The 24,741-nt window shown below is 72.1% G+C and carries 22 protein-coding genes; 14 read left to right on the top strand and 8 right to left on the bottom strand.

The window, feature by feature from the left end:
• Nucleotides 1–16: 16 nt before the first annotated feature.
• The 5 genes from IEZ27_RS26635 to IEZ27_RS26655 all read left to right on the top strand — a co-directional run bounded on the left by IEZ27_RS26635 (nucleotide 17) and on the right by IEZ27_RS26655 (nucleotide 7,602).
• Entirely contained in the window at nucleotides 17–1,126 is a 1,110-nt protein-coding gene (locus IEZ27_RS26635) for a glycosyltransferase family 4 protein (RefSeq protein ID WP_189649755.1), read from the top strand.
• A 32-nt stretch (nucleotides 1,127–1,158) separates the two neighbouring features.
• On the top strand, nucleotides 1,159–2,238 hold the full coding sequence (manB, locus tag IEZ27_RS26640; protein ID WP_229824361.1) for a mannose-1-phosphate guanylyltransferase: 1,080 nt from the start codon (nucleotides 1,159–1,161) through the stop codon (nucleotides 2,236–2,238).
• A 37-nt stretch (nucleotides 2,239–2,275) separates the two neighbouring features.
• Nucleotides 2,276–3,169 (top strand): DNA-3-methyladenine glycosylase family protein, encoded by an 894-nt coding sequence (locus IEZ27_RS26645; protein ID WP_189649979.1) that lies wholly within the window; start codon nucleotides 2,276–2,278, stop codon nucleotides 3,167–3,169.
• Between the two features lie 51 nt (nucleotides 3,170–3,220).
• Nucleotides 3,221–5,773: a bifunctional FO biosynthesis protein CofGH gene (locus tag IEZ27_RS26650; protein ID WP_189649757.1), complete on the top strand. Its 2,553-nt coding sequence runs from the start codon at nucleotides 3,221–3,223 to the stop codon at nucleotides 5,771–5,773.
• 152 nt (nucleotides 5,774–5,925) lie between these two features.
• The gene (locus IEZ27_RS26655) at nucleotides 5,926–7,602 is read left to right on the top strand and encodes a substrate-binding and VWA domain-containing protein (protein ID WP_229824362.1); all 1,677 of its coding nucleotides are present in this window, start codon (nucleotides 5,926–5,928) and stop codon (nucleotides 7,600–7,602) included.
• Between the two features lie 31 nt (nucleotides 7,603–7,633).
• Here IEZ27_RS26655 and IEZ27_RS26660 read toward each other — a convergent pair whose 3' ends face one another.
• From IEZ27_RS26660 to cofD, 4 genes are all read right to left on the bottom strand, one after another.
• A complete protein-coding gene (locus tag IEZ27_RS26660) occupies nucleotides 7,634–8,059 on the bottom strand; it encodes a DoxX family protein (RefSeq protein ID WP_189649758.1) in 426 nt (141 codons plus the stop codon).
• A 15-nt stretch (nucleotides 8,060–8,074) separates the two neighbouring features.
• Complete coding sequence (locus IEZ27_RS26665) at nucleotides 8,075–8,806, bottom strand: lytic polysaccharide monooxygenase (RefSeq protein WP_189649759.1); 732 nt, start codon at nucleotides 8,804–8,806, stop codon at nucleotides 8,075–8,077.
• 100 nt (nucleotides 8,807–8,906) lie between these two features.
• The gene (locus IEZ27_RS26670) at nucleotides 8,907–10,178 is read right to left on the bottom strand and encodes a coenzyme F420-0:L-glutamate ligase (RefSeq protein WP_189649760.1); all 1,272 of its coding nucleotides are present in this window, start codon (nucleotides 10,176–10,178) and stop codon (nucleotides 8,907–8,909) included.
• Complete coding sequence (cofD, locus tag IEZ27_RS26675) at nucleotides 10,175–11,113, bottom strand: 2-phospho-L-lactate transferase (protein ID WP_189649761.1); 939 nt, start codon at nucleotides 11,111–11,113, stop codon at nucleotides 10,175–10,177. The genes IEZ27_RS26670 and cofD overlap by 4 nt, the downstream gene beginning before the upstream one ends.
• 182 nt (nucleotides 11,114–11,295) lie before the next feature.
• Here cofD and IEZ27_RS26680 point away from each other — a divergent pair, with 182 nt between their 5' ends.
• The 4 genes from IEZ27_RS26680 (at nucleotide 11,296) to IEZ27_RS26695 (ending at nucleotide 18,761) form a co-directional block, all read left to right on the top strand.
• Complete coding sequence (locus IEZ27_RS26680) at nucleotides 11,296–13,959, top strand: hypothetical protein (protein WP_189649762.1); 2,664 nt, start codon at nucleotides 11,296–11,298, stop codon at nucleotides 13,957–13,959.
• 322 nt (nucleotides 13,960–14,281) lie between these two features.
• Nucleotides 14,282–14,542 carry a WhiB family transcriptional regulator gene (locus IEZ27_RS26685; RefSeq protein WP_020546325.1) on the top strand — a complete coding sequence of 87 codons (261 nt, stop codon included), beginning with the start codon at nucleotides 14,282–14,284 and terminating at the stop codon, nucleotides 14,540–14,542.
• Nucleotides 14,543–14,652: 110 nt separating this feature from the next.
• Nucleotides 14,653–17,460 (top strand): glycosyltransferase family 2 protein, encoded by a 2,808-nt coding sequence (locus IEZ27_RS26690; protein WP_189649763.1) that lies wholly within the window; start codon nucleotides 14,653–14,655, stop codon nucleotides 17,458–17,460.
• On the top strand, nucleotides 17,457–18,761 hold the full coding sequence (locus tag IEZ27_RS26695; protein ID WP_189649764.1) for a DUF5719 family protein: 1,305 nt from the start codon (nucleotides 17,457–17,459) through the stop codon (nucleotides 18,759–18,761). The genes IEZ27_RS26690 and IEZ27_RS26695 overlap by 4 nt, the downstream gene beginning before the upstream one ends.
• A gap of 17 nt (nucleotides 18,762–18,778) precedes the next feature.
• Here IEZ27_RS26695 and IEZ27_RS26700 read toward each other — a convergent pair whose 3' ends face one another.
• The 3 genes from IEZ27_RS26700 to IEZ27_RS26710 form a co-directional block, all read right to left on the bottom strand.
• Nucleotides 18,779–19,219, bottom strand: coding sequence for a metallopeptidase family protein (locus tag IEZ27_RS26700; RefSeq protein ID WP_125632390.1), 441 nt, complete (start codon nucleotides 19,217–19,219; stop codon nucleotides 18,779–18,781).
• 73 nt (nucleotides 19,220–19,292) lie between these two features.
• The gene (locus IEZ27_RS26705; protein WP_189649765.1) at nucleotides 19,293–19,781 is read right to left on the bottom strand and encodes an SRPBCC domain-containing protein; all 489 of its coding nucleotides are present in this window, start codon (nucleotides 19,779–19,781) and stop codon (nucleotides 19,293–19,295) included.
• Nucleotides 19,778–20,116, bottom strand: coding sequence for an ArsR/SmtB family transcription factor (locus IEZ27_RS26710; RefSeq protein ID WP_189649766.1), 339 nt, complete (start codon nucleotides 20,114–20,116; stop codon nucleotides 19,778–19,780). Before IEZ27_RS26710 ends, IEZ27_RS26705 begins: the two co-directional genes overlap by 4 nt.
• Before the next feature lie 207 nt (nucleotides 20,117–20,323).
• Here IEZ27_RS26710 and IEZ27_RS26715 point away from each other — a divergent pair, with 207 nt between their 5' ends.
• The 5 genes from IEZ27_RS26715 to IEZ27_RS26735 are packed head-to-tail and all read left to right on the top strand — an operon-like array spanning nucleotide 20,324 to nucleotide 24,327.
• On the top strand, nucleotides 20,324–20,692 hold the full coding sequence (locus tag IEZ27_RS26715; protein WP_125632386.1) for a DUF3499 domain-containing protein: 369 nt from the start codon (nucleotides 20,324–20,326) through the stop codon (nucleotides 20,690–20,692).
• A gap of 42 nt (nucleotides 20,693–20,734) precedes the next feature.
• Complete coding sequence (locus IEZ27_RS26720) at nucleotides 20,735–22,084, top strand: phosphomannomutase/phosphoglucomutase (protein ID WP_189649767.1); 1,350 nt, start codon at nucleotides 20,735–20,737, stop codon at nucleotides 22,082–22,084.
• Complete coding sequence (locus IEZ27_RS26725) at nucleotides 22,081–22,248, top strand: Trm112 family protein (RefSeq protein ID WP_125632382.1); 168 nt, start codon at nucleotides 22,081–22,083, stop codon at nucleotides 22,246–22,248. Before IEZ27_RS26720 ends, IEZ27_RS26725 begins: the two co-directional genes overlap by 4 nt.
• Nucleotides 22,245–23,351 (top strand): SIS domain-containing protein, encoded by a 1,107-nt coding sequence (locus tag IEZ27_RS26730; protein WP_229824363.1) that lies wholly within the window; start codon nucleotides 22,245–22,247, stop codon nucleotides 23,349–23,351. The genes IEZ27_RS26725 and IEZ27_RS26730 overlap by 4 nt, the downstream gene beginning before the upstream one ends.
• 49 nt (nucleotides 23,352–23,400) lie before the next feature.
• A complete protein-coding gene (locus tag IEZ27_RS26735) occupies nucleotides 23,401–24,327 on the top strand; it encodes a cation diffusion facilitator family transporter (protein ID WP_189649768.1) in 927 nt (308 codons plus the stop codon).
• A gap of 4 nt (nucleotides 24,328–24,331) precedes the next feature.
• Here the strand turns inward: IEZ27_RS26735 and IEZ27_RS26740 are convergent, their stop codons facing one another.
• Nucleotides 24,332–24,667 carry a MerR family DNA-binding transcriptional regulator gene (locus IEZ27_RS26740; RefSeq protein WP_189649769.1) on the bottom strand — a complete coding sequence of 112 codons (336 nt, stop codon included), beginning with the start codon at nucleotides 24,665–24,667 and terminating at the stop codon, nucleotides 24,332–24,334.
• Nucleotides 24,668–24,741 lie beyond the last annotated feature (74 nt).

A 24,741-nucleotide genomic window follows, 5' to 3' on the forward strand; every position in this document is an offset into this window, starting at 1 on the left:
CTACGTAATGCCTCGAATGCTCGTCGATGCCGCAGCGGTCCCCGCCGACCGCGGCGCGTTGATCAGGTACGTGGACGGGCTCGTGGCCGCGCTCCACCGGGCCGGAGCCGATCTGGCCGTGGTCTGCCAGCGTGCGGAAGCGGAAAGGTACCAGCGGCTGGCGCCTTCGGCCCGTGTCATCCCCGGTCCCGTCGCCATCACCAACAGGGCCACCCGGCTCGCCTGGGAGCAGACCGGCGTGCCGCTGATCGCCCGCCAGACGGGGGCCGAGGTCATCCACGCCCCCTACTACTCGATGCCGCTGCGTTCCGGCGTGCCGACCGTCGTGACGGTGCACGACGTGACCTGGTTCACCGAGCCCGAGCAGCACAGCCCGGCAAGGGCCGCGTTCTTCCGCTCGGCGACCCGTACGGCCGTCCGCCATGCCCGGCGCGTGATCGTGCCGTCCAAGGCGACCAGGGACGAGCTGGTACGCGTGTTGTCGGCCGACCCCACCCGCATCGACGTCGCCTACCACGGCGTCGACGTCGCCCAGTTCCACCCGCCGAGCGCGGAGGAGATCCGCCGCGCGGCTTCGAGATGCGGGCTGAACGGCCAGCCGTACGTGGCCTTCCTCGGCAACCTCGACCCCCGCAAGAACGTCCCCAACCTGATCCGCGGCTTCGCCGCCGCCGTGAAGCGGCTGGAGACGCCGCCCGCGCTGGTGCTGGGCGGCGGCGTGCACGAGGACGACGTCGACGCCGCCTGCCGCGAGGTCGAGGCCACCGTCCGGGTGATCAGGCCCGGATACCTGCGTGCGCCCGATCTGCCGGGGTTCCTCGGCGGGGCGCTCGTGGTGGCGTTCCCCTCGCGGGGCGAGGGCTTCGGCATGCCGGTGCTGGAGGCCATGGCCTGCGGCGCTGCCGTGCTCACCACCCATCGCACCTCGCTGCCCGAGGTGGGCGGCGACGCGGTCGCCTACACCGAGCCGGACGCCGACAGCATCGCCGACGCCCTGGGCGAACTGCTGGCCTCCGCCGAGCGCAGGAGGCAGTTGCAGGAGGCCGGGCAGGCACGGGCACGTGAGTTCACCTGGGCCGCTTCCGCGGAGGCCCATCTCAACTCTTATCAACGCGCAATCGAATAGTTCGCTACAGTCACGGAGTGATGGAGAGCTCTTTGCCAGACCTCGAGGCGATCCTCCTGGTCGGGGGGCAGGGCACACGCCTGCGCCCGCTGACACTGGGCACGCCCAAGCCGCTGCTGCCGACCGCCGGAGTGCCGTTCCTGGCCCACCAACTGGCGCGGGCCCGGTCCTTCGGCGTACGCCGGATCGTGTTCGCGACCTCGTACAAGGCGTCGATGTTCGAGCCCGTCTTCGGTGACGGGGCGGCCTTCGGGCTCTCGCTCGAATACATCACCGAGGAGACACCGCTCGGCACCGGCGGGGCCATCCGCAACGCCGCCGAGGCGCTCACGTCGGGCTCCGACGACCCGGTGCTCATCCTCAACGGCGACATCCTCTCCGGGCACGACATCGGCGACCAGGTACGTACCCACTGCGAGCGCGGCGCCGCCGTGACGCTCCACCTGACGGAAGTGGACGACCCCACGCGGTTCGGCTGTGTGCCGACCGACGAGTCCGGACGGGTGACCGCGTTCCTGGAGAAGACCCCCAACCCGGTCACCAACCGCATCAACGCCGGCTGCTACGTGTTCACCCGTTCGGTGATCGACTCGATCCCGCGCGGCGAGGTCGTCTCCGTCGAGCGTGAGACGTTCCCCGGGCTGATCGACTCCGGCGAGCTGGTGCTCGGCTACGCCGACCGTACGTACTGGCTCGACGTGGGCACCCCGGCCGCGTTCGTGAAGGGCTCGCGCGACCTGGTGCTCGGGCGGCTCGACTCGCCCGCGATGCCCGGCCCGCAGGGTGAGCACCTCGCGCTCGAAGGGGCCGAGATCTCGGCCGAGGCCAAGGTCCAGGGCGGCAGCGCGGTCGGCGCGCGGGCCGTCGTCGAGGCGGGCGCGTCGGTCGTGGGATCGGTCCTGTGCGACGACTGCGTCATCGAGGGCGGCGCCACCGTCCAGGACTCGGTGGTGGGCAAGGGCGCCCGCATCTGCGCCGGCACGGTGGTGCGCGACGCGGTGATCGGCGACGGCGCGGTGGTCGGGCCGGGCAACGAGTTGCAGGGCGGCGTACGCGTCTGGCCCGGCATCGAGCTGCCCGAGTGCGCGGTGCGCTACTCCAGCGACGTGTGAGCGACCACCTGCCCGTGGGCGGCACACTGGACGGGTGATGGAACGCAGGTGGGAGCCCGCCGGGCCGCTCGACGTCGAGCTGGCGCTGGGCCCCCATCGGCGTGGCACCGGTGATCCGGCCTGGCGCAGGACCCCCGACGGCTCGGTCTGGCGCACCTGCCGCACCCCCGACGGCCCGAGCACGCTGCGGGTGAACGTCGTGGCCGGGGCCGTGCACGCCCAGGCGTGGGGGCCGGGCGCCGGATGGTCGCTGGAGACACTGCCCGCCCTGCTCGGCGCGTTCGACGACGTCTCCGGCTTCCGCGTCCGGCACGACGTGCTGGCCGACGTGGCCCGCAAGCACGCCGACCTGCGGATCGGGCGTACCGGGCGGGTCATGGAGGCGCTGGTGCCCGCCGTGCTGGAGCAGAAGGTCGTCGGCCGGGAGGCGTGGCGGGCCTGGCGCTCGCTGCTCGGCCACTACGGCGAGCCCGCCCCCGGCCCGGCGCCCGAGGGCATGCGGGTGGCGCCCGAGCCGGTCGTGTGGCGGCAGATCCCGAGCTGGCACTGGCACCGGGCGGGCGCGGAGGCCGTGCGGGCCAGGACGATCGCCAACGCCGCCTGGCACGCCGCCAAGCTGGAGGCCGCGGCCACCACGCAGGAGCTCGACCGGCTGCTGCGGGCCCTGCCGGGCATCGGCGTGTGGACGTCGGCCGAGGTGCGCCAGCGTGTCTTCGGCGACGCCGACGCGGTCAGCGTGGGCGACTTCCACCTGGCCAAGCTGGTCGGTTACGCGCTGACGGGGGAGAAGACCGACGATCAGGGCATGATGCGGCTGCTGGAGCCGTACCGGGGGCATCGGCACCGGGCGACGGTGCTCATCTGGCTCAGCGGCCTGCGCCCGCCGGCCCGCGGGCCGCGGATGGCGGCGCGCGACTACCGGTCGTTCTGACCAGCGGCCCTGGGTGCGCGTCGCGAACTCAGGGGTGCGTACTGTGCCTTTATGAGTCTTGTCAGTGATTCCGCGCTCCGCCGCGCCCTCGCCCGTGCCCGTGACGGCAAGGCGCTCGACGTCACCGAGGCCACGGTCCTGCTGCACGCGCGGGGCGAGCAGCTCGACGCGCTGCTCGATCACGCCTCCCGCGTACGGGACGCCGGGCTGAAGGCGGCCGGCCGGGAAGGGGTGATCACCTACAGCAGGAAGGTGTTCATCCCGCTGACCAGGTTGTGCCGTGACCGCTGTGGCTACTGCACGTTCGCCACCGCGCCGCACAAGCTGGAGTCGCTCTTCCTGAGCCCGGACGAGGTGCTGGAGATCGCCCGGCAGGGCGCCGCGATGGGCTGCAAGGAGGCGCTGTTCACGCTGGGGGACCGGCCGGAGGACCGCTGGCACCAGGCCCGCGAGTGGCTGGACGCGCACGGCTATGACGACACCTTGTCCTACGTACGGGCCATGGCGATCAGGGTGCTGGAGGAGACCGGGCTGCTGCCGCACCTGAACCCCGGTGTGCTGAGCTGGCGCGACCTGCAACGGCTGAAGCCGGTCGCGCCGTCGATGGGCATGATGCTGGAGACCACCTCGCGGCGGCTGTTCGAGGAGAAGGGACAGCCGCACTACGGCTCGCCGGACAAGGACCCGGCGGTGCGGCTGCGGGTGCTGGAGGACGCCGGGCGCACCAACGTGCCGTTCACGACCGGGATCCTCATCGGCATCGGCGAGACCGTCCAGGACCGGGCCGAGTCGATCTTCGCCATCCGGAAGGTCGCCCGCGAGTACGGCGGCATCCAGGAGGTCATCGTCCAGAACTTCCGCGCCAAGCCGGACACGGCCATGCGCGGCCTGCCGGACGCCGATCTGCACGAGCTCGCGGCCACGATCGCCGTGGCGCGCCTGGTCCTCGGCCCCCGCGTACGCCTCCAGGCCCCGCCCAACCTGGTCGACTCCGAGTACGCGCTGATGATCCGCGCCGGCATCGACGACTGGGGCGGCGTGTCGCCGCTGACCCCCGACCACGTCAACCCCGAACGCCCCTGGCCGCAGATCGACGACCTGGCGGCCCGTACCGCGGAGTCCGGCTTCGACCTGCGGGAACGCCTGACGATCTACCCCGAGTACGTCCAGGCCGGCGAGCCCTGGCTGGACCCGCGGCTGTTCGCGCACGTCGAGGCCCTGGCCGATCCCGCCACCGGGTTGGCCCGCGCGGACGCAGTGCTGGAGGGACGTCCCTGGCAGGAGCCCGACGGCGGGTTCGCCGCCGCCGGCCGGGTGGACCTGCACGTCGAGGTGGACACCACCGGCCGCACGAACGACCGGCGCGACGACTTCGACCACGTCTACGGCGACTGGGCGGCCCTGCGCGAACGGCTCGGCACGGCCGCGCCCTCGACGCCGAGCGACGTGCGGCAGGCGCTCAGGCGGGCCGCGTCCGACCCCGCCGGGCTGACCGACGCCGAGGCGGTCGCGCTGCTGGGTGCGGAGGGCGAGGCGCTGGACGAGCTGGCCGCCATCGCCGACGCGCTGCGCGAGGAGGTCGCCGGCGACGAGGTCACCTACGTCGTCAACCGGAACATCAACTTCACCAACGTCTGCTACACCGGCTGCCGCTTCTGCGCCTTCGCCCAGCGCAGGACCGACGCCGACGCGTACACGCTGAGCCTGGACCAGGTGGCCGACCGGGCCGAGGAGGCGTGGGCGGCGGGCGCGACCGAAGTGTGCATGCAGGGCGGCATCCATCCCGACCTGCCGGGAACCGCGTACTTCGACATCGCCAGGGCGGTCAAGGCCAGGACGCCGGACATGCACGTGCACGCGTTCTCCCCGATGGAGGTCATCAACGGCGCCTCACGGACGAACCTGTCCGTACGCGACTGGCTGGAGGCCGCCAAGGAGGCCGGCGTGGACTCGCTGCCCGGCACGGCGGCCGAGATCCTCGACGACGACGTGCGCTGGGTGCTGACCAAGGGCAAGCTGCCGGCCAAGGAGTGGGTCGAGGTCATCACGACGGCCCACGAGGTCGGCATCCCGACGACGTCCACGATGATGTACGGCCACGTGGACAACCACCTGCACTGGGTCAGGCACATCAAGCTGATCAGGCGGCTGCAGGAGCAGACCGGCGGGTTCTCGGAGTTCGTGTTGCTGCCGTTCGTGCACACCAGCGCCCCGATCTACCTGGCCGGCATCGCCCGGCCCGGCCCGACCGCCCAGGAGAACCGCGCGGTGCACGCCCTGGCCAGGATCCTGCTGCACGGCGCGATCCCCAACATCCAGTGCTCGTGGGTCAAGCTCCAGGACGACCTGTGCCGCCAGGTGCTCCGGGGCGGCGTGAACGACCTCGGCGGCACCCTCATGGAGGAGACGATCAGCCGGATGGCGGGATCGGAGAACGGCTCGTACAAGACGATCAGTGAGCTGCGCGAGATGGTCGAGGTCACCGGCAGGCCGGTGCGCCAGCGCACCACCGAGTACGGCCGTCCCACGTCCGAGCGGCTGGCCGCCGCGCAGGCGAGCGACGGCGTGTGCCAGAGCGTGAGAAGGGTCTTGCCGATGGCGTAGTTATAACAAGTTCTAACAAGGGTTGCGGGCGGTATGGGAGGCCCTGGGAGAATCATCACTCCACCGGAGAGAGGTTCATCGTGCGGTTGGGTCGACACCGTGCCGCGCTGCCTCCCGTGCAGCGACGCAGGAAAGCGCTCCAACGTGGCATATTGGCGGGCCTCGCCGCCGTGGCCGTCGCCGCGGGCAGCCTGTACGTGGTCCTGGGCGGCGGTCCCGCCCTCTGCGTGTCGCGAGAGCCTGTTCTGGTCAGCGTGGCCGCCGCCGTGGACGTGGCGCCGGCGGTCATGGAGGCCGCCGGGCGCTTCAACGGGACGAAGACGTCGGTCGGCGGCCGGTGCGTGCTGGTCCAGGTCACCGAGCAGCCGCCGGCCACGGTGCTGCGCACGCTGATCGGCGACCGGGCCGGCGTGCTGCGCGAGCGTCCGGACGGCTGGATCGCCGACTCCTCGGCCTGGATCAGGCTGGCCCGCAGCCAGGGCGCGAGCTCGCTGCCCGCGGGGGAGACCGTGGTGGCCACCTCGCCGCTGGTGTTCGCCACGCGGTCGTCGCTGGCCCGGCGCTTCTCGGTCGGCCGGACCGAGATGAACTGGCGGATGGTCTTCCCGCCGACCGTGCGCGGGCGGCTGACCCCCAACTCGAACGAGCCCGACGTCGTACGGGTGCCCGATCCGTCCCTGGTGGGCGCGGGGATCGCCACCGTGGCCGCGGCCAGGGACGTCGTGGGCACCGGCGAGGCCGCCGACAAGGCGCTGACCGCGTTCGTCCGGTGGGCGCAGGCCGGGTCGGCGCCCGACTACCGCAGCATGCTCGACGCCGTGGACGACCGCGGTTTCTGGCAGCGGCCGGTGGTGATCGTCCCCGAGCAGTCGGTGTGGAACCACAACCAGGTGCCCTCCGCAGACCCGGTCGTGGCGCTGCACCCGCGCGAGGGCACGATCGACCTCGACTATCCCTACGTCGTCACGGCCGCCGACCCCGCGGTCGCGGAGGCGTCCACGGCCTTCGCCGACTGGCTGAAGGGCACTCAGGCCCAGGAGATCGTCCGGCGCGCCGGGTTCAGGTCGGGCGACGGCCGGCTGGGGCCGCTCCCGCCGGGGCCGCAGATCCCGTCCGAGGCGCCGAGGACCAGGCCGTCGGTGTCGCAGCAGGACATCGACGAGGCGCTGCGCGCCTGGAGCAGGCTGGCGCCGCCGACCAACATCCTCGTGCTGGCCGACACCTCCAAGCACATGGCCGAGCCGCTGAACGGCAGCACCAAGGTGCGCATCGCGCTGGCCGCTGCCAAGATCGGGTTGCAGCTCTTCCCGAACTCCACGCACATGGGCATGTGGGAGTTCGCCGACAAGGTCGGGAACATCAGGGGCTACCGGGAGCGCGTCGGGCTCGGCCCGATCAGCGAGCCGGAGTCGGGCCAGGTGTTGCGGCGCAGCGTACTCGACGAGCTGACCAGCACCATCGCCCCGCACCCCGACCTGGACAGCTCGCTCTACGACGCGGTGCTCAGCGGGTTCCGCAAGGTCAGCGGCGACTACCGCGACGACATGAACAACACGCTGCTGGTGATCACCGCGGGCAGGGACGACGGCAAGGGTGTGAAGCTTCCGCAGCTTCTGAACACCCTGCGGAACGAATGGGATCCGGACAGGCCCGTACAGATCGTCATCATCGCGTTCGGCAAGGACGTGGACCGCGGCAGCCTGTCGCAGATCACGGCGGTCACGAACGGTTCGCTGCACGAGGCCCAGGAGCCCGGGGAGATCATCGACGTCTTCCTCGGCGCCCTGGCCCGCCGGCTCTGCCACCCCACCTGCAAGCCGGCCACCTGAGGGGATGCCGGTCGCCCGGCACCCCCTCGGTCTAGATCTGCTGCACGGTGGCGTTCTCGCCGCGATGGTGGAGGTGGGACACGAGCTTGTCCAGCGACCACGCGCCGCTGCCCAGCAGCGCCAGCATCAGGAACGACCACGAGAACATGGCCGCGGTCTCGCCCCCGTTCTGCAACGGGAACAAGCCCTTGGGCAAGTGGACGGTGAAGTAGGCGTAGGCCATCGTGCCCGAGCAGAGCAGGGCGGCGATACGGGTGGCGAGCCCGATGAGGACGAGGCCGCCCGCGCCGAGCTCGATCACCCCCGCCCACCAGTCGGGCCACTGGCCTATGGAGGGGGTCGTTCCGCCGTACGGGCCGCCGAGTACGCCGAACAGAGTGGCGGCCCCGTGGCAGGCGAACAGCAGGCCCACCACGATGCGGAACAGCGACAGCGCGGCGTCACGAAGCTTGGTCATCGACGTGTCCAGACCTCAGACCCGCTGCCAGAGCGCCGGCACGTTCGGCGGCTCCCAGCCCGCGATGGCCGTGTGGGGCTGCAGGCACCGGTAGGAGACGCCGTTGTAGGTGACCGTGCTGCCCGTGGTGTAGGCCGTACCGGCCTTCCAGGTGCCCGAGGCCGTCGTGGTCGGCGTCGGGGTCGGGGTGGGCGTCGGGGTCACGGTCGGGGTCGGGGTGGGGGTCGGCTGACCGCCGCCGCCGATCTGCAGGTCGATGCAGGAGTAGAAGGCGTTGGAGGTGTCGGAGATGTTCCAGATCGCGAGAACCTTCTGGCGGCCGGAGTAGCCGGAGAGGTTCACCGTGTGGGAGATCGTCGACGGCGGCTGCTGGCCGTTGCCGTTGAAGACGGCGACCCGGGTGCCGCCGATGTAGTACTCGTAGTTGAGCGTGGCGTGCCTGGCGGTGAACGTCCAGGTGAAGGTGACCGAGTTGCCCACAGAGGTGGCGGGCCACGGCTTGCTTTCGTCACTGAGCTGAGCGAACTGTCCAAGATTCGCGCTGCAGCTCCGCAGGCCCTTCGGCCCTTCCACGCTCTGCGGCTCATAGATGATCTGGCCGCAGTCGGACACCTTGCCCTGGGCGCAGAACGCCTGCCGGCTGGGGGGTGAGTTCACATAGCCGTGGGCGAACGCGGGAGAGGTGTTGAACACCGCCGTGGCGATGGTGATCACCGCCACGGCGACTAACGTGAGAGTCCTTCGCATTGAAGTGGCTCCTTTACATGGGGGGATAGTCCAAATGTAAAGGAAAGTTTCCTAACGGTAAACGGTTGGCTTACCGGATTTCCGGACTCTCGTCAGAGGCTCAGCGCGTCACGATGTAATCGCGCGGGTCACGGGGGGCGCGGTCACGAGGAGGCGCGGCGGCGTGACCGATCGCCACGCAGCCCATCGGATCCCACGACTCCGGAAGGTCGAGCACCTCCCTCACCACCGGCCGGCAGAACATCGTGGAGGACACCCACGCCGAGCCCAGCCCCTCGACGGCGAGCTGGATCAGGAAGTTCTCCACGCCCGCGCCCGTCGCCACGACGAACATCTCCCGCTCGGAGGCGTTGCGCCGCTCGTCGCGGTAGGTGTGGGAGCCCTCCATCACCAGGCACGGCACCACCAGGTAGGGGGCCTTGCGCAGGACGTCGCCGCGCCGGACGCGCTTGGCGATCGACTGCTCGGTGAACCCGTCGCCGCGCAGGTCCTCGATCCACGCCTCGCGCATGGCGTCGAGCAGCGCGGTGCGCGTGGCGGGGGACTCCACCAGCACGAACCGCCACGGGGTCGTGTGGTGCGGCGCCGGCGCTGCGATGCCCGCGGCCACCGCCCTGCGCACCGCCTCGCCGTCGACCGGGCGGTCGGAGAACTCCCTGATCGTACGGCGGGCGAACACGACATCCCGGGCGCCGAAGCGGAACAGGTCCTCGTCGGCCGGGCGTACGAGGGGCCTGACCCCCGGCCCGTCCTCGTCGGTCACCAGATGGCCGAGACCGCGCACGATCGCCGCCGGAACACCGTCGAGTTTGCCCTTGACCAGCTCGGCCGCGCTCGCGATCTCGTCGGCCAGCGCGGTGACGGTGGCGCTGAGCGGGTTGCCGTAGGAGTCGGAGGAACCACGGAAGTCGTCGAGCGGACGCACCCCCGCGGCGCCGATCGCCACGTCGGTCAGCCCGTTGCGCCAGGGACGCCCGAACGTGTCGGAGACGATCACGCCCACCCGGCCGCCGAGCCCGGCCCTGATCCGCGCGGCGGAGGCGTCGGGGTCGTCGGGCAGCAGCAGGACCGTGCCCGGCTCGGTGTTGGAGGCGTCGACCCCGGCGGCGGCCATGACGAAGCCGTGGCGGGTCTGGACGATCACCGTCTCGCCGCGCCTGGCGACGACCCGCTCGGTCTCCTCCTCGATCGCGCTCGTACGGTCGGGCGCCTGGCGGACGCGGCCCTCGGCCTTGCTGACGATCTTGGAGGTGACCACCACGATGTCGCCGTCGCGCAGGTCGGCGCCCTTGAGCAGGGCCGCCACGTCGTCTCCGGGCCGCACCTCGCCGATGCCGGTCACGGCGATGACCTCGATGCGTCGCGTGCTCATCGGGCCAGCTCCAGGGCCAGGTCGAGCGCGGTGCGGGCGATGTCGGCGGCGGCCTCGGCGTCGTGCATGAGGATCGGCCGGGACACCACGCGCACGCCGTCGAGCGCCACCCCCGCGTCCTCCTCGGCCACCAGCCAGCCGTCGACCAGGTCGGAGCCGTAGAGGTCGAGCACGGCCTGAGCCGTGGTCTCCACCCCGATCGCCGTCAGGCAGGCGTCGGCCATGCCGCGCACGGGCGCGCCGCCGATGATGGGGGAGACGCCGACCACGGTCTTGGCCGCGACCGCCTCGCGGATGCCGGGGACCTGAAGGATCGTGCCGACGCTCACCACCGGGTTGGACGGCGGCAGGATGACCACGTCGGCCTGCTCGACGGCCGCCAGCACCCCCGGCGCCGGCTTCGCCGTGTCGACCCCCACCAGCGCGAACGACTCGGCCGGGACCGACGCGCGCAGCCGCACCCACCACTCCTGGAAGTGCACCGCCCGCCTGCCGTGCTCGTCGGAGATCACCACGTGCGTCTCGCAGCGGTCGTCGGTCATCGGCAGCAGGCGTACGCCCGGCTGCCAGCGCGCGCACAGGGCCTCGGTGATCTGCGAGAGCGGGTAGCCCGCCTCCAGCATCTGCGAGCGGACGATGTGGGTGGCGAAGTCGCGGTCGCCGAGCCCGAACCACTGCGGTTCGACCCCGTAGGCGGCCAGCTCCTCCTTGACGACGTGGGACTCCTTGGCCCGGCCCCAGCCCTGCTCCTCGTCGATGCCGCCGCCCAGGGTGTACATGACGGTGTCGAGGTCGGGACAGACCCGCAGGCCGAACAGGGTGATGTCGTCGCCCGTGTTGCCGATGACGGTGATCGAGGCGTCGGGTGCGGTGGCGCGCAGGCCGCGCAGGAAACGGGCGCCGCCGATGCCGCCGGCGAGTGACACGATGTGCATGCGGCCCAGTCTTCCACCGGCCTCCGACATCCCTGCGGGGGGAGTGGTTTTGCCCCTCCTGATGACAAGGAACTTCCAGGTATAGGGGTAAATGGGATGGAAGAGGTTGTTGGGACGCCCGCCGCGTAAGTCGGCAATGTGGCAAACTCCCTTCGGGCCAAAGGGTCCGATGGGGGTTACTCGTGAGCAAAGTAAATGCCACCCGGCTACGGGAGCCGGCCGCCTGGATCATGCTCGTCACCGGTCTGGTCGACGTGGTCCTGACGATCGGCCGCATCCTGCTCGGCGCGGGCAACTCGTACGGCGCCGGGTTCGCCGACCGGGCCGCCGCCAACCTGCTGGGCCTGACCAGCCCGGTCGTGACCGCGCTGCTCGTGGGCGCCGTGCTGCTCGTCACCAAGGTCGGCGAGCGCTCGTCCGCGGCCAGGCCCATCGCCTACGGCTCCGTGGCCGGCCTGCTGCTGGCCGCCGTGTTCGGCGTGCTGGTGCTGGTCGTCGGGCTGTTCGCCGGCGACACGGTCCGCGGGGTGTTCGAGTACGTGCTCACGGGCGTCCCCACGCTCGCGCTGACCGCCGTGGCGCTGGTCTATCTGCTTCCCGAGGTCCTGCCCGGCCGTTCCACCGGCTACAGCAGCCAGTCCAACCATTACGGTCACCCCCAGCAGTTCGGCCAGCCCCAGCAGTTCGGCCAGCCGGACCGGCCCCCGTACGGCCAGGCCCAGCAGTTCGGCCAGCCGGACCAGCCCCACTTCGGCCATGCGGACCAGCCCCCGTACGGCCAGCCCGACCAGCCTCAGTTCGGCCAGCCGGACCAGCCCGCCTACGGTCAGTCCGACCAGCCCGCGTACGCGCAGCCGCACTCCGCGCCGACCCCCTACGGCCAGCAGCCCGCGCTCGCCCAGCTGCCCCCGGGCGGCCAGGACGCCCAGTCCTCCGCCCACGACCCGCAGCCCGCCGCGTCCGGCTACACCCCGCAGCCGCCCTCGGGCCAGCAGCCGCCGCCCGGCCAGCCCCTTCCGGGCTACGCCCCCCAGCCGCCCTCCGGCCAGCAGCCTTCGCCCTACGAGCCGCAGGCGGCCTCGCCCGGCTACGAGCCCCAGCCCGCGTCGTCCGGCTACGAGCCGCAGCCCGTCTCCTCGGGCTATGAGCCGCAGGCCGCCTCCTCGGGTTATGAGCCTCAGCCCGCTTCCTCCGGTTACGCCCCGCAGCCCCCGTCCTCCGGTTACGTGCCGCAGCCGCCGTCGGGCCAGCAGGTGCCCGGCGGTTTCGGCCCGCAGGACCAGACGGCCGCCTTTGGCCAGCAGTCCGGTTACGGCGCCCAGTCGACCAGCCCCGGTGGCCAGCCCGGCACCGGCTACGGCCAGCAGCCCCCGAGCTACGGCGGCCAGCCCGACCCCACCACCCCCGGCTACGGCCAGCCCTCCACCCCGGGCCTCTCCCAGCCGGACGCCGCAGGCTACGTCCAGCCCGCCCCCGGTTACGGTCAGCCCGTGCCCGCCGCTTCCGGCTACGGCCAGCCTGACCCCTCCGGTTACGGTCAGCCCGAGCCCGCCGTCCCCGGCTACGGGCACCAGCCGGAGACGCCCGTCCCGCACGCCGCCGAGGCGCAGTCCCCCTACGCCCCCCAGACTCCCGACGCCCAGCCCGCGTACGGCCAGGGCCACGGTCAGGGGCTGAGCCAGCAGCCCGGCTACGGTCAGCAGCCCGACCAGCTCCCCTTCGGCCAGCCCGCGCAGAGCCAGCAGCCCTCCCAGGGCCAGCCCGCTCAAGGCCAGCAGCCTGAGCCCTACCAGCAGCAGCAGCCCTACCAGCCGGCCAGGGCCGCGCTCCCCGCCGCGCCCGCCGACCAGCGCCAGCCCGAGTCGCCCTTCCCCCCGGCCCCCGCCCCCGAGCCCCCGTACGCCCCGGTCGAGCAGCCCTTCGGACACCCGCAGGGCCAGACCGGGCAGCCGTTCGGGCAGCCGGACCAGGGCTTCGCGCCGCAGGGCCTCCCGCCGCAGGGCTTCGGCCAGGACCAGGGGTACGCCACGCCGTCCTACACCCCGTCCGAGACGCTCCCCGACTCCGGCTACCAGCCGCCCGCCGGTGAGTACACGCCCGCCCCGTACGTCCCGGCGGACAGCCAGCCCAGCGCGTACGGCCAGACGAACTACCCGACCCCGGATAACCCGTACGCCCCGCGCGACAGCTCCCCGAACGCGTTCGCCGACCAGGCGTACCCGAGCGGCGAGACCAGCCCGAGCGTCCCGTACCCGCCGGCGGAGCAGCAGCCGTCGTACTACGACCGCCAGAACGCCTTCGACCAGCAGACCGGCCAGCAGGGAGGTCAGCAGGGCGGTCAGCCGTTCACCGGCTACTCCGGCCTCGAGTACGCCACCCCCGCCTTCCAGGAGCCGGACCCGCCCGTGGATCCCCGCTCCCAGCAGCTCCTGGACGCCTACCAGCAGGCCGAGACGTACCAGAGCTCGACGGCCGGCGCCGTCGGCACCCAGCCCGACCTGCGGGTGCCCGACTACGCCGGCCAGCCGGCCAGGCCGTACGACGACCCGTTCGGCCACCCCCAGCAGGCCCAGCCCCAACAGGCCCAGCCTCAGCCGTACCAGCAGCAGGGCGCGTACGAACCCCAGCAGGGCGCGTACGAGCCCCAGGGCTACCGCCCCACCCACCAGGCCCCGCAGGCTCCCCAGGCTCCCCACGCCCCGGCCGGGTGGAGCGAGGCGCAGGGCGAGTCGACGATGCGGCTGGACCCCTCGTCGTTCGGGGACGCGCTGGGCGCCCAGAACCGCCCCGGCGACGACCCAATCGACCCAACGGCCATATACACGCCCAACGAGCCACGCAGGTAACGGACCGGCAAACGACGGCTAGAGAGAAGGTGGCCCAAAGGGCGGGCGTCTACCCCGCCCTGGTACGGTTCCGACCGCTGACAGCGTTGAACGAACCAGGTCGAAGCCTTGCTGCGCAGGAGGCTCCGGCCTGGTGCGAACACCACATGCCGAGCACACCGGGGCGAGAGTCGGTCTTTCCCCGGATACCGTCATGCCGCTTGACGTCACGTACGGCACGCGCGTGTAATTACAACCATGTTGTTACGCCTTCCTGTGGGTGGGTAGTAAGGAAGGCGTCCATGGGGGGCTCCATTGCGGGCGGGCGGCAGGGAGGTGTGCAGTGACCGATCCGGTCATCGCACAGGATCAGCTTGACGCTGAAGAACTCGGATGGCAGGAGCGCGCGTTGTGCGCGCAGACTGATCCGGAGGCGTTCTTCCCGGAAAAAGGCGGCTCCACCCGAGAAGCCAAGAAGGTCTGTCGATCGTGTGAGGTCCGTGCGGAGTGCCTGGAGTACGCACTCGAGCACGATGAGCGATTCGGCATCTGGGGTGGGTTGTCGGAGCGGGAGCGCAGACGGATCAAGCGCCAGGCCGTTTAGGGGATATAGGCGAAAGGGTCACGCGGGCTGCCGTGTGACCCTTTTTCGCATGTGGTCCTGCTCTGACCTGTATGGTGGGCGCGCCTGATCAACGCTGGAGTCGCCCGCCCATGTCACGTCCCCTCGTCACCGCGATCGTCGTCGCCCATGATGGCGGGCGCTGGCTCGGGGACACGCTGCGCGCGCTGGCGGGCCAGAGCCGCAGGCCCGAGCGGGTCGCCGGCGTCGACAACGGCAGCAGGGACGGCTCGGCCGACCTGCTCGCGCAGACGCTCGGCGCGTCCAACGTGCTCACGCTGCCGCGTTCGGCCTCCTTCGGCGACGCCGTCGCGGAGGTGCTGGACAGGCTGCCGCCGTGCGGGCCGGACGAATGGATCTGGCTGCTGCACGACGACTGCGCCCCCGACCGGCGCGCGCTGGAGGCCCTGCTCATGGCGGCCGACCAGGATCCCAAGGCGGCGGTGCTCGGCCCGAAGCTGCGTGACTGGCTCGACCGCAGGCGCCTGCTCGAACTGGGCGTGACCGTCGGCCTCACCGGGCGCAGGGACACCGGGCTGGAGCCGCGCGAGTTCGACCAGGGTCAGCACGACGGCACCCGGGAGGTGCTCTCGGTCTCCACGGCGGGCATGCTGGTCCGCCGTGACGTCTGGGAACGCCTCGGCGGCCTCGACCCGCTGTTCCCGCTCTTCCGCGACGACCTCGACCTGTGCTGGCGGGTACGCAACGCCGGGCACAGGGTCCTGGCCGTCACCTCGGCGGTGGCCTGGCACGCCGAGGCGGCGGCGCGCAGGCGGCGGCGGATCACGGTCAGCGGCGACCATCCACGCAGGCTCGACCGGCGGAACGCGATCTTCGTGATCATGGCGAACCTGCCGTTCCGCGTGATGGTGTGGGCGCTGTTGCGGAACCTGGCCGGCTCGGCGCTGCGCACGTTCCTGTTCCTGGTGGGCAAGCAGCCGGCGAACGCGCTGGACGAGATGGTGGCGCTGGGGTCGATCCTGGTGCACCCGTTCAGGCTGTTCAAGGCGCGTAGGGCCCGGCGCGAAGGCCGTAAAAAGGGATTTATCCGCATAAAGCGGTTGCTGACGCCGTCGGGGGTCGCGTACCGGCGGCTGACCGACATGGTGCAGAGCTTCCTCGCCGGAGAGGGACCCGTGGAGTCCGCCGGCCGCCACCACCACTCCGCCGGCGAGGAGGACGAGGAGAGCACGCCGGTCGACACCGGCGCGGTCAAGCGTTTCCTCCACCGGCCCGGCGTCGTCCTCATGCTCGCGCTCGCCGTGGTCTCGCTGGCCGCCGAGCGGTCGCTGCTCTTCGGCGACCGGCTGGGCGGCGGCGCGCTGGTGCCGGTCACGGGCGGCGCGGGGGACCTGTGGCGGTTCTACACCGAGGGGTTCCACGACATCGGGCTCGGGTCCACTGACTGGGCGCCGCCGTACGTGGGGCTGCTGGCGCTGGCCTCGACGCTGGCGCTCGGCAAGACGTGGCTGGCGGTGTCCGTGCTGCTGCTGGGGTCGGTGCCGCTGGCCGGGGCGTCGGCGTACCTGGCGACCAGGCACATCATCCCGGCGGTGCCCGCGCGGGCGTGGGCGGCGGGGACGTACGCGCTGCTGCCCGTCGCGACCGGCGCGATCGCGGCGGGCAGGCTCGGCACGGCGGTGGTGTTCGTGCTGGTCCCGGTGTACGCCGCGCTCGGCACCACGCTGCTGTCCGGCGAGCGGCGCCGCGCCCGGCGCGCGGCCTGGGCGCTCGGGCTGCTGCTCGCCGTGGGGACCGCGTTCGTGCCGCTGGTGTACCCGCTCTTCGCGGTGCTCGGCGTGCTGGCCGCCGTCGCGTACGGCGGGGTGCGGCGCGGTGTGGTGACCTCCATGGTGATCGCGCTCGTGGTGCCGCTCGCGCTGCTGTTCCCGTGGCTGGCCGGGCTGGTCATGGACCCAGGCCGGATCCTCCTGGAGGCCGGGCTGCACGATCCCGCCCTGGTGGAGGCGGGGCTCGCGCCGGAGTCGCTGCTCGCGCTCAGCCCGGGAGGGCCGGGGTTGCCGCCGTTCTGGGTGACGGCCGGGCTGGTGGTGACCGCGCTGGCCGCGCTGCTCATGCGCCGCCAGCGGATGATCGTCGCGATCGGCTGGGGTGTCACGCTGTACGGCATGCTGGCCGCCATCCTGATCGGCCGGATCAGCGTCGAAGGGGCGCGGGCCTGGCCCGGGGTGCCGCTGGCGTTCGCGGGGACCGGGCTGCTGGTGCTCGTGGGCCTGACCGCGCACCGGCTGGCCGAGCTGCGGGCCGGCGGCGGACTGCGCAGGCTGGGCGCGACCCTGGTGGTGGCCGCCGCCGTGAGCACGCCGATCCTGGCCGCCGGCTACTGGATCGCGTACGGCGTACGCGGCCCGCTGACCGGCCACGCGCCCGACGTGCTGCCCGCCCTGGCCACCTGGAGCACCAGGAACGGCGAACGCACGCTGGTGATCAAGGGTGACGCCTTCACCGTGCTGCACGGGCGTACCCCGCTGATCGGCGAGGCCGAGCTGCCGGTCGCCTCCGAGGCCCGTACGAAGGTGGCGACCGCGGCGCGCGGCCTGGTCGGCGGGCGCGGCGGGACCGACGCGGCGACGCTGGCCCAGCACGGGATCGCCATGATGGCCGTGGCCGCGCCGGTGCCGCCCCAGCTCGCCAGGTCGCTCGACTCGCAACCGTCGTTGCGGCGCATGAGCCTGTCCGAGGCGGGCGGCCTGTGGCGGCTGACCGAGCCGGTCACCCGCGTACCGGTCCAGCCGGCGGGCGTCCTGCACACGCCGTGGTTGTGCGCGCAGGGTGTCCTGGCCCTGCTCGTGTTCGCCCTGGCCATGCCGGGACGCCGGGAGAGCGGCGCGGTCGAGGGCGTCGAGGCGCCCGCCGCCGCGCCGGTTGGAGTGCGATGAAGGCGTTCGTGGAGAACCGGTTCGGCCTGCTGGTGCTGGTCGTGGTGGCCCTGTCCGCCCTGTACGGCGTCGCCTTCGTCACCCGCCCGGCCCCAGCCCAGCCACGCGCGGAGGGGCCGAGGAAGGTCGCCGTCGAGTCGGTGACCGCCGTCTGCCCAGGTGCCAAGGGCACGCAGGTGAACGTCTACCTGCCCGGCCGCCTGTCCCACGAGGTCATGAAGAACGCCGACCCGTACGTGACGAACGGCCCCGGAGCGCTCGAAGCCGGATACACCACCCGCGTGACCTCCGGCGCGCTGCGCGGACTGTCCGGGGTGCGCTGCACCGAGCCGGCCCCGGTCGCCTGGCTGGTCGGCCCCGGCCCCGCGGAGGGCGACGTGCTCCTGCACCTCACCAACGCCGACAAGTCCCCGGCCCAGGCCGACGTCGAGGTGTACGCGGCCGAGGGCCCGGTCTCCGGGGACAAGGGCCGCGGCCTGGAGATCGCGCCGGGCGAGCACAAGGAGATCGACCTCAGGACGCTCGCCCCCTCGGCCGACATCATGGCCGTCAGCGTCACCACCGTCTTCGGCCGGGTCGCGGTCGCGGCCAGGGCGTCCATGCGGGCCGGCGGCGTGGACTGGCTCCCGCTCGCCGCGCCGCCCGCCACGCGCGTGGTGGTGCCCGGCATCCCCGGCGGCGGCGGCCGACGCGAGCTGCTGGTCGCGGCGCCCGGCAAGAGCGACGTGTCCGTGCAGGTCAAGGCGGTCAGCCAGGACGCCGAGTACGCCATGAAGGGCCGCGAGACCGTCGACGTGCCCGCCGGCAGCGTGGTCGCGGTGGACGTGACCACCGGGATCGGCGGCGAGTCGGCCGCGCTCGTGCTCACCGCGCCCGCGCCGGTCGTGGCCGGGCTGGTCGTCGTCGGCACCGGGCAGCGGCAGGACGTGGCTTTCACGGCGGGCACGCCGGCGCTCGACCTGGGCAGCGCGGTGGCGGGCAACGGCGCCGGCACGCGGCTGCTGTTCACCGCGCTGGGCGGGCCGGGCGAGGTCAGGGTGCAGGAGGTGCCGGCGAAGGGCGCGGCGGGCAAGCCGTTCGCCGTGACGGTGCCCGCCGGCCGGACCAAGGACGTACGGCTGCGCGGCAAGGGCGACTTCGCCGTGGTCGTCACCCCCGTGTCGGGCCAGGTGTACGGGGGCCGCGTCATCGAGGAACGCCAGAAGAGCGGGCTGCTCGTCACGGCCCAGCCGCTCGCGCCCGCGCGCATGTGGACGATGTTGCCCGTGCTGACCGACAGCGCCCGCGTGGTGGCGCCCTGACGACCTGGGCCCGCGGCTCAGCGGCGGTCGTCGTAGCCCGGGTCGACGGTCTCGGGGGCGAGGCCCAGCAGGGTGGCGACCTGCTCGACCACCGTGTCGTGCACCATCGCGCCCAGGGTGTCGCGGTCGCGGGCGCGGGCCTCCAGCGGACGGCGGTAGATCACCACGGCGGCGGGTGACTGGCCGCTGGCCGCGTCGGCCCGGCCGAACGGGATGGGCTCGGTGCCCATGCTCGGGCCGTCGCCCAGCTCGTTGAGCGGCGGCACCTCCTCGACCGCGAACTCCACGGCGGACAGCTGTTTGTCCCATCGCGGCCGGAGCCTGTCGACGGCGTCGAGCACGAGGTCGTCGAAACGCTCGCTGCGGGACCTGGCCATGGGGACGTGGGAGGGGGCGAGGGGGCCGCGCAGGCCACGACCGTGGCGATCGCGCCGTCTGGGACCGCGCTTTGGAGTCACCGCCCAAGTGTAAGGGCACCCGCCCCCGCCCCCCGGAACCCCCGTCCCGGGTCGGCGTGGCCGGGCGGCGCGGTCAGGAAGGGAGGGTGGGAAGGAGTGTGGCCAGCCGGTCGAACTGTTCGAGCACGCCCTTGGTCATCCCCGTGCCCAGCGCGAAGCCGAGGATCTCCGCCGAGGGGAACCGGGCCTCCCAGCGCAGCCGCGTCCGCCCGCCGAGGTCCTCGAAGGTCAGCGTCTCCACGGCCGCCGGGCCCGGCGGGTCGACGTCCGGACGCGAGGTGCGTACCAGCCGCTCCGGCGGCACGACCTCCATGAACTCGCCGGTGAAGGCCATTCCCTCGGGGCCTTCCGGGGCGATGCGCCACCGGCCGCCCGGCCGTACGTCCATCTCCGTCACCCTGGCCCGGTTGCCGTGGGGGCCGTACCAGTGGGGGATGTGCTCGGCGCCGGTCATGGCCGTCCAGACCAGCTCGCGGGGGGCGTCGAAGACCCGTTCCATGAGCAGGACGTCGTCCTCGGCGGTCACGGTCGTGGACTCGTCGCCCAGGTCCTGTCGCGTCACTGTCGTTCACCTTCCTGTAGGCCCCGCAGGTAGTCGTCGAGGCGGTCGAGGCTCTGCCCGAGGAACTCGCGGTACTGCTCCATCCACGTCAGCACGTCGCGCAGCGGCTCGGGCCGCAGCCGGCAGGGACGCCACTGCGCCTGCCGGCCCTGCTCCACGAGCCCCGCCTGCGCCAGCACCTTCACGTGCTTCGAGACGGCGGGCAGCGTGAGGTCGAACGGCTCGGCCAGCTCCCCGACGGTCGCCTCGCCCTCGGCCAGCCGGGCGAGGATCGCCCGCCGCGTCGGGTCCGCGAGGGCGGCGAAGGTGGCGCTCAGCTGATCGTCCCGTCTCATCACTTTCCTTGGTGGTTAATTAACTGATATGGAAAGTACATGCCCGCCGGTGTGGCGTCAACGGTCACGGGGCAGTGTTGTCCCTCAGGCGCTCGCATCGGTGCATGTAGGCGGAAAGCCTGCGACAGGTGTCCGAATTGTGGCGACACGCTCGTTAAGAGCGCCCAGATAGTGGCGCCTCGCACTCTTACCAGATACGGTCCCTCCGTGAGCCCCGTCCGCCGCTGTTCCCGCACCGCTTGCAGCCAGCCTGCCGTCTTCACGCTCACGTACGTATACGCCGACTCGACCGCAGTTCTCGGCCCTCTGGCGACGTACGCCGAGCCACACTGTTACGACCTGTGCGCCGAACACGCCGAGCGGCTGACCGCTCCCCGCGGCTGGGAGGTCGTCCGGCTCCCCACCGACGGCAACTCACCCAGCTCGGACGACCTGGAGGCGCTGGCCAACGCGGTCAGGGAGGCCGCCAGGCCCAATCCGTCCGGCAGCGGCGAGCCGGTCGGCCAAGGGGTCGAGGTCGGGCGCAGAGGCCACCTGCGCGTTCTCCGGTCGGCCCAGCAGCACCGCGACCGGTAGGCTCGTTCCACACGACAGACGACCTAGGGGCGGAGCTGGAGAGTGGGCGACCTCGCCAAGATCTTCAAAGCGTACGACGTTCGCGGGGTGGTCCCGGGCGAGTTCGACGAGCCGATCGCCGAGGCCGTGGGGGCGGCGTTCGTCGAGGTGACCGGAGCCGTCTCCGTCGTCGTCGCCCATGACATGCGTGAGTCCTCCGTACCGCTGGCCGAGGCGTTCATGAGGGGCGCCCGTTCGCGCGGGGCCGACGTCGTGTTCGCCGGGCTCGGCTCCACCGACCTGCTCTACTACGCCAGCGGCAGCCTGGGCCTGCCCGGCGTGATGTTCACCGCCAGCCACAACCCCGCCGAGTACAACGGGATGAAGATGTGCCGCGGCGGCGCGGTGCCGATCGGCGGCGACACGGGGCTGGCCGAGATCCGCGACCGCGCGGCCGAGCTGGTCGGCGCCCCCGCCACCCCGACCGGGTCGCTGATCGAGAAGGACCTGCTGTCCGGCTACGCCCACCACCTGCGCGCGCTCGTCGACCTGTCGTCGATCCGGCCGCTCAAGGTCGTCGTCGACGCGGGCAACGGCATGGGCGGCCACACGGTCCCGGCCGTGTTCGAGGGCCTGCCGCTGGAGCTGGTCCCGCTCTACTTCGAGCTCGACGGCAGCTTCCCCAACCACGAGGCCAACCCGCTGGAGCCGCAGAACCTCGTCGACCTGCAGCGGGCCGTCCTCGACACCGGCGCCGACCTGGGCCTCGCCTTCGACGGCGACGCCGACCGCTGCTGGGTGGTCGACGAGCGCGGCGCGTCCGTCTCGCCGTCGGCCGTCACCGCGCTGGTCGCCACCCGTGAGCTGGCCAAAGACCCCGGTGGCACGATCATCCACAACGTGATCACCTCGCTCGGCGTGCCCGAGATCGTCCGCGAGCACGGCGGCACGCCCGTGCGCACCCGCGTCGGCCACTCCTTCATCAAGGCGGAGATGGCCCGCACCGGAGCGATCTTCGGCGGTGAGCACTCGGCCCACTACTACTTCCGCGACTTCTGGTTCGCCGACTCGGGCATGCTCGCCGCGATGCACGTGCTGGCCGCACTCGGCGAGCAGGACCGCCCGCTGTCGCAGCTGGTGGCGGCCTACTCCCGCTACCACGCCTCCGGCGAGCTCAACAGCGCGGTCTCCGACCAGGGCGAGGCGCTGTCCCTCGTACGCGCGGCCTTCGAGGGCCGGGGCGAGGTCGACGAGCTCGACGGACTGACCATCACCGGCCCCGACTGGTGGTTCAACCTGCGCGCGTCCAACACCGAGCCGCTCCTCAGGCTGAACGCCGAGGCGGCCGACGAGAGCAAGATGAAGGCGATCAAGGACGAGGTCCTCGCCATCGTGGGAAGGGTGTCACTGTGAAGATCGACGACTGGCTGCTGGAGATCCTGGCCTGCCCGGCCTGCAAGGCGCCCCTCCGCGCCGAGGCCGCGACCGAGGAGCTGGTCTGCACGGACTGCGGTCTGATCTACCCCGTGCGCGATGACATCCCCGTCCTGCTGGTCGACGAGGCAAGAAAGCCGTGACCTGGGAGCCCGGGCGGCTCGACGACCAGCGACATCTCGCCGAGGCCGATCCGGGCGGCATGCTGCTCGCGGTCGCGTCCTCGGCCGCCCAGGTGCGCACGGGCCACCGTGCCGCGGTCGAGGCCGGCGTCGACCGGCTGGCCGGCCTGGGCCGCCCGCGGGCCGTCGTGGTCGCGGGCATGGGCACGGCGGGCCTGACCGGTGACATCCTCGCCGCGGTGTGCGGCAACGGTGTGCCGGCGCCGATCGTGACGCTGCGGTCCTACCAGCTCCCGGGCTGGGTCGGCGCGACCGACCTGGTCATCGCCGTGTCCGCCACCGGCGACGAGGACGAGACGGTCTCCGTCGCCGTCCAGGCCGTCCGGCGGGGTTGTGCGCTGCTGGCCGTGTGCCCGCCGGGCTCGCCGCTGGAGGCCGTCGCCGTGCAGGCGTCGGCGCTGCACGTACCGGTGCGGGCCGAGGGGCAGCCCAGGGCCAACCTCTGGTTGCTGACGATCCCGGTGGTCGCGGCCGCCTCCGCGCTCGGGCTGGTCACGGCCGGGCCCGAGGTGTTCGAACGGGTGGCCGCGATCCTGGAGGACATCGCCCATCGGTGCCGTCCCTCCAGCGAGTCCTTCATCAATCCGGGCAAGTCCCTCGCCCTTGACCTGGCCGAGAGCATTCCGATGATCTGGGGATCATCGCCCGTGGCGTGCGCGGCCGCGCGCCGGCTGGCCTCCCAGCTCAACGAGAGCGGCAAGTACCCGGCGATCTTCGGCGAGCTGCCCGAGGCCGGCCACAACCAGGTGGCGGCGCTGGAGGGGCCGCTGGCCGAGCGGGACATCTTCGCCGACGAGGCCGGGCCGACGCTCAGGCTCGTCATGCTGCGCGACGTCGAGGAGCACCCGCAGGTGACGCGGCAGCGCGAGACGTCGCTGCGGCTGGCGACCGACCGCGACGTGCCGGTCAGCGAGCTGACGGCGGAGGGTGTGCATCCGCTCGAACGGCTGGCCACGCTCATCGGTCTGGCCGACTACGCCGGCACCTACCTGGCCCTCGGCTACGACGTCGATCCGACGCCTGTGGCCACGATCACTGAGCTTAAGGCCAGGGTTTCCCAATAGGATCCCATTCCCAGGTCTTTGTAGGTGATCTTATGAGCGGAGACGACCGGTGAGCGCGAGTGGCGGCACGAAGGCAATCATTGCGGCGCTGAGCGCCAACCTGGCGATCGCGGTGGCGAAATTCGTGGCGGCGTTCTTCACCGGGTCGTCCTCCATGCTCGCCGAGGGCATCCACTCCGTCGCCGACTCGGGCAACCAGCTCCTGCTGCTGCTCGGCGGCAAACGCGCGAAGCGGGCCAGCGACAAGACCCATCCCTTCGGCTACGGGCGCGAGCGTTACTTCTACGCGTTCGTGGTCGCCGTGGTGCTGTTCACCATCGGCGCGGTCTTCTCGCTCTACGAGGGCTGGCACAAGATCTCCCAGCCGACGGAGGTCGAGTCGCCGATCTGGGCGTTCGCGGTGCTGATCTTCGCGATCATCGCCGAGGGTTTCTCCTTCCGTACGGCGGTCAAGGAGTCCAACCCGCTGCGCGGCAGGCAGTCGTGGGTCGCGTTCATCCGCCGGTCGAAGTCGCCCGAGCTGCCGGTCATCCTGCTGGAGGACCTGGGTGCGCTGCTCGGCCTGATCTTCGCGCTGTTCGGCGTGACGATGGCCGTCGTCACCGGCGACGGCGTCTGGGACGGCATCGGCACCCTCATGATCGGCGTACTGCTGGCGATCATCGCGATCGTGCTGGCCGTCGAGACCAAGTCGCTGCTGCTCGGTGAGGGCGCCTCGCCCGAGGTCGAGGAGCAGATCCGGGCCGCGATGGAGAGCGCGCCCGAGGTGGCCAGGATCATCCACATGCGTACGCTGCACCTCGGCCCCGAGGAGCTGCTGGTCGCCGCCAAGATCGCGGTCGAGCACGACGACACGGCCAGCGACGTGGCCCGCGGCATCGACGAGGCCGAGCGGCGCATCCGCGACGCCGTGCCGATCGCGCGGGTGATCTACCTGGAGCCCGACCTCGACCGGCTGCGTACGACGAACGCCTGACCGTTCAGCCTCGGGGCCGCAGCAGCCTCAGGGCCTTCTCCTTCTCGAAGTCGAGCGCCCTGCGCGGCACCTGGATGCGGCCGATCCGCACACCCAGGTCGCGCACGGCGGCGGCCACCGGCGGCTCGCTCAGCACCCGCAGCGCGAAGGCCAGCTCGGCGGGCGAGACGTCGAACTGTTTCTCCAGCTCCACCCCTTGCGCCACGGCGGCCAGCTCCTCCGGGCCGAATCTGCGGTGCGCGCCGCGCTCTCTGACCGGTGGCAGCAGGCCCAGAGCCTCCCGATATCGGAGCATTCGTGGGGACATGCCGAGCCGCTTGGCTGCTTCCGTGATGCGCATCCTTACATTCTTACGTCAGTTTCGCTGTCTCGGAGATGCGAGGCTGCCCGAGCGACGCCTAAACTCGTCCGCGA

The sequence above is a fragment of the Nonomuraea spiralis genome, assembly GCF_014648435.1.
In the GTDB taxonomy this organism is placed as follows: Bacteria; Actinomycetota; Actinomycetes; order Streptosporangiales; family Streptosporangiaceae; genus Nonomuraea; species Nonomuraea spiralis.

Coding starts and splice junctions, on each gene's coding strand:
- IEZ27_RS26635 (WP_189649755.1), top strand. CDS start 17: ATGCTCGTCGATGCCGCAGCGGTCCCCGCCGACCGCGGCGCGTTGATC.
- IEZ27_RS26645 (WP_189649979.1), top strand. CDS start 2,276: ATGGAACGCAGGTGGGAGCCCGCCGGGCCGCTCGACGTCGAGCTGGCG.
- IEZ27_RS26650 (WP_189649757.1), top strand. CDS start 3,221: ATGAGTCTTGTCAGTGATTCCGCGCTCCGCCGCGCCCTCGCCCGTGCC.
- IEZ27_RS26660 (WP_189649758.1), bottom strand. CDS start 8,059: ATGACCAAGCTTCGTGACGCCGCGCTGTCGCTGTTCCGCATCGTGGTG.
- IEZ27_RS26665 (WP_189649759.1), bottom strand. CDS start 8,806: ATGCGAAGGACTCTCACGTTAGTCGCCGTGGCGGTGATCACCATCGCC.
- IEZ27_RS26670 (WP_189649760.1), bottom strand. CDS start 10,178: ATGAGCACGCGACGCATCGAGGTCATCGCCGTGACCGGCATCGGCGAG.
- cofD (WP_189649761.1), bottom strand. CDS start 11,113: ATGCACATCGTGTCACTCGCCGGCGGCATCGGCGGCGCCCGTTTCCTG.
- IEZ27_RS26690 (WP_189649763.1), top strand. CDS start 14,653: ATGTCACGTCCCCTCGTCACCGCGATCGTCGTCGCCCATGATGGCGGG.
- IEZ27_RS26695 (WP_189649764.1), top strand. CDS start 17,457: ATGAAGGCGTTCGTGGAGAACCGGTTCGGCCTGCTGGTGCTGGTCGTG.
- IEZ27_RS26710 (WP_189649766.1), bottom strand. CDS start 20,116: ATGAGACGGGACGATCAGCTGAGCGCCACCTTCGCCGCCCTCGCGGAC.
- IEZ27_RS26740 (WP_189649769.1), bottom strand. CDS start 24,667: ATGCGCATCACGGAAGCAGCCAAGCGGCTCGGCATGTCCCCACGAATG.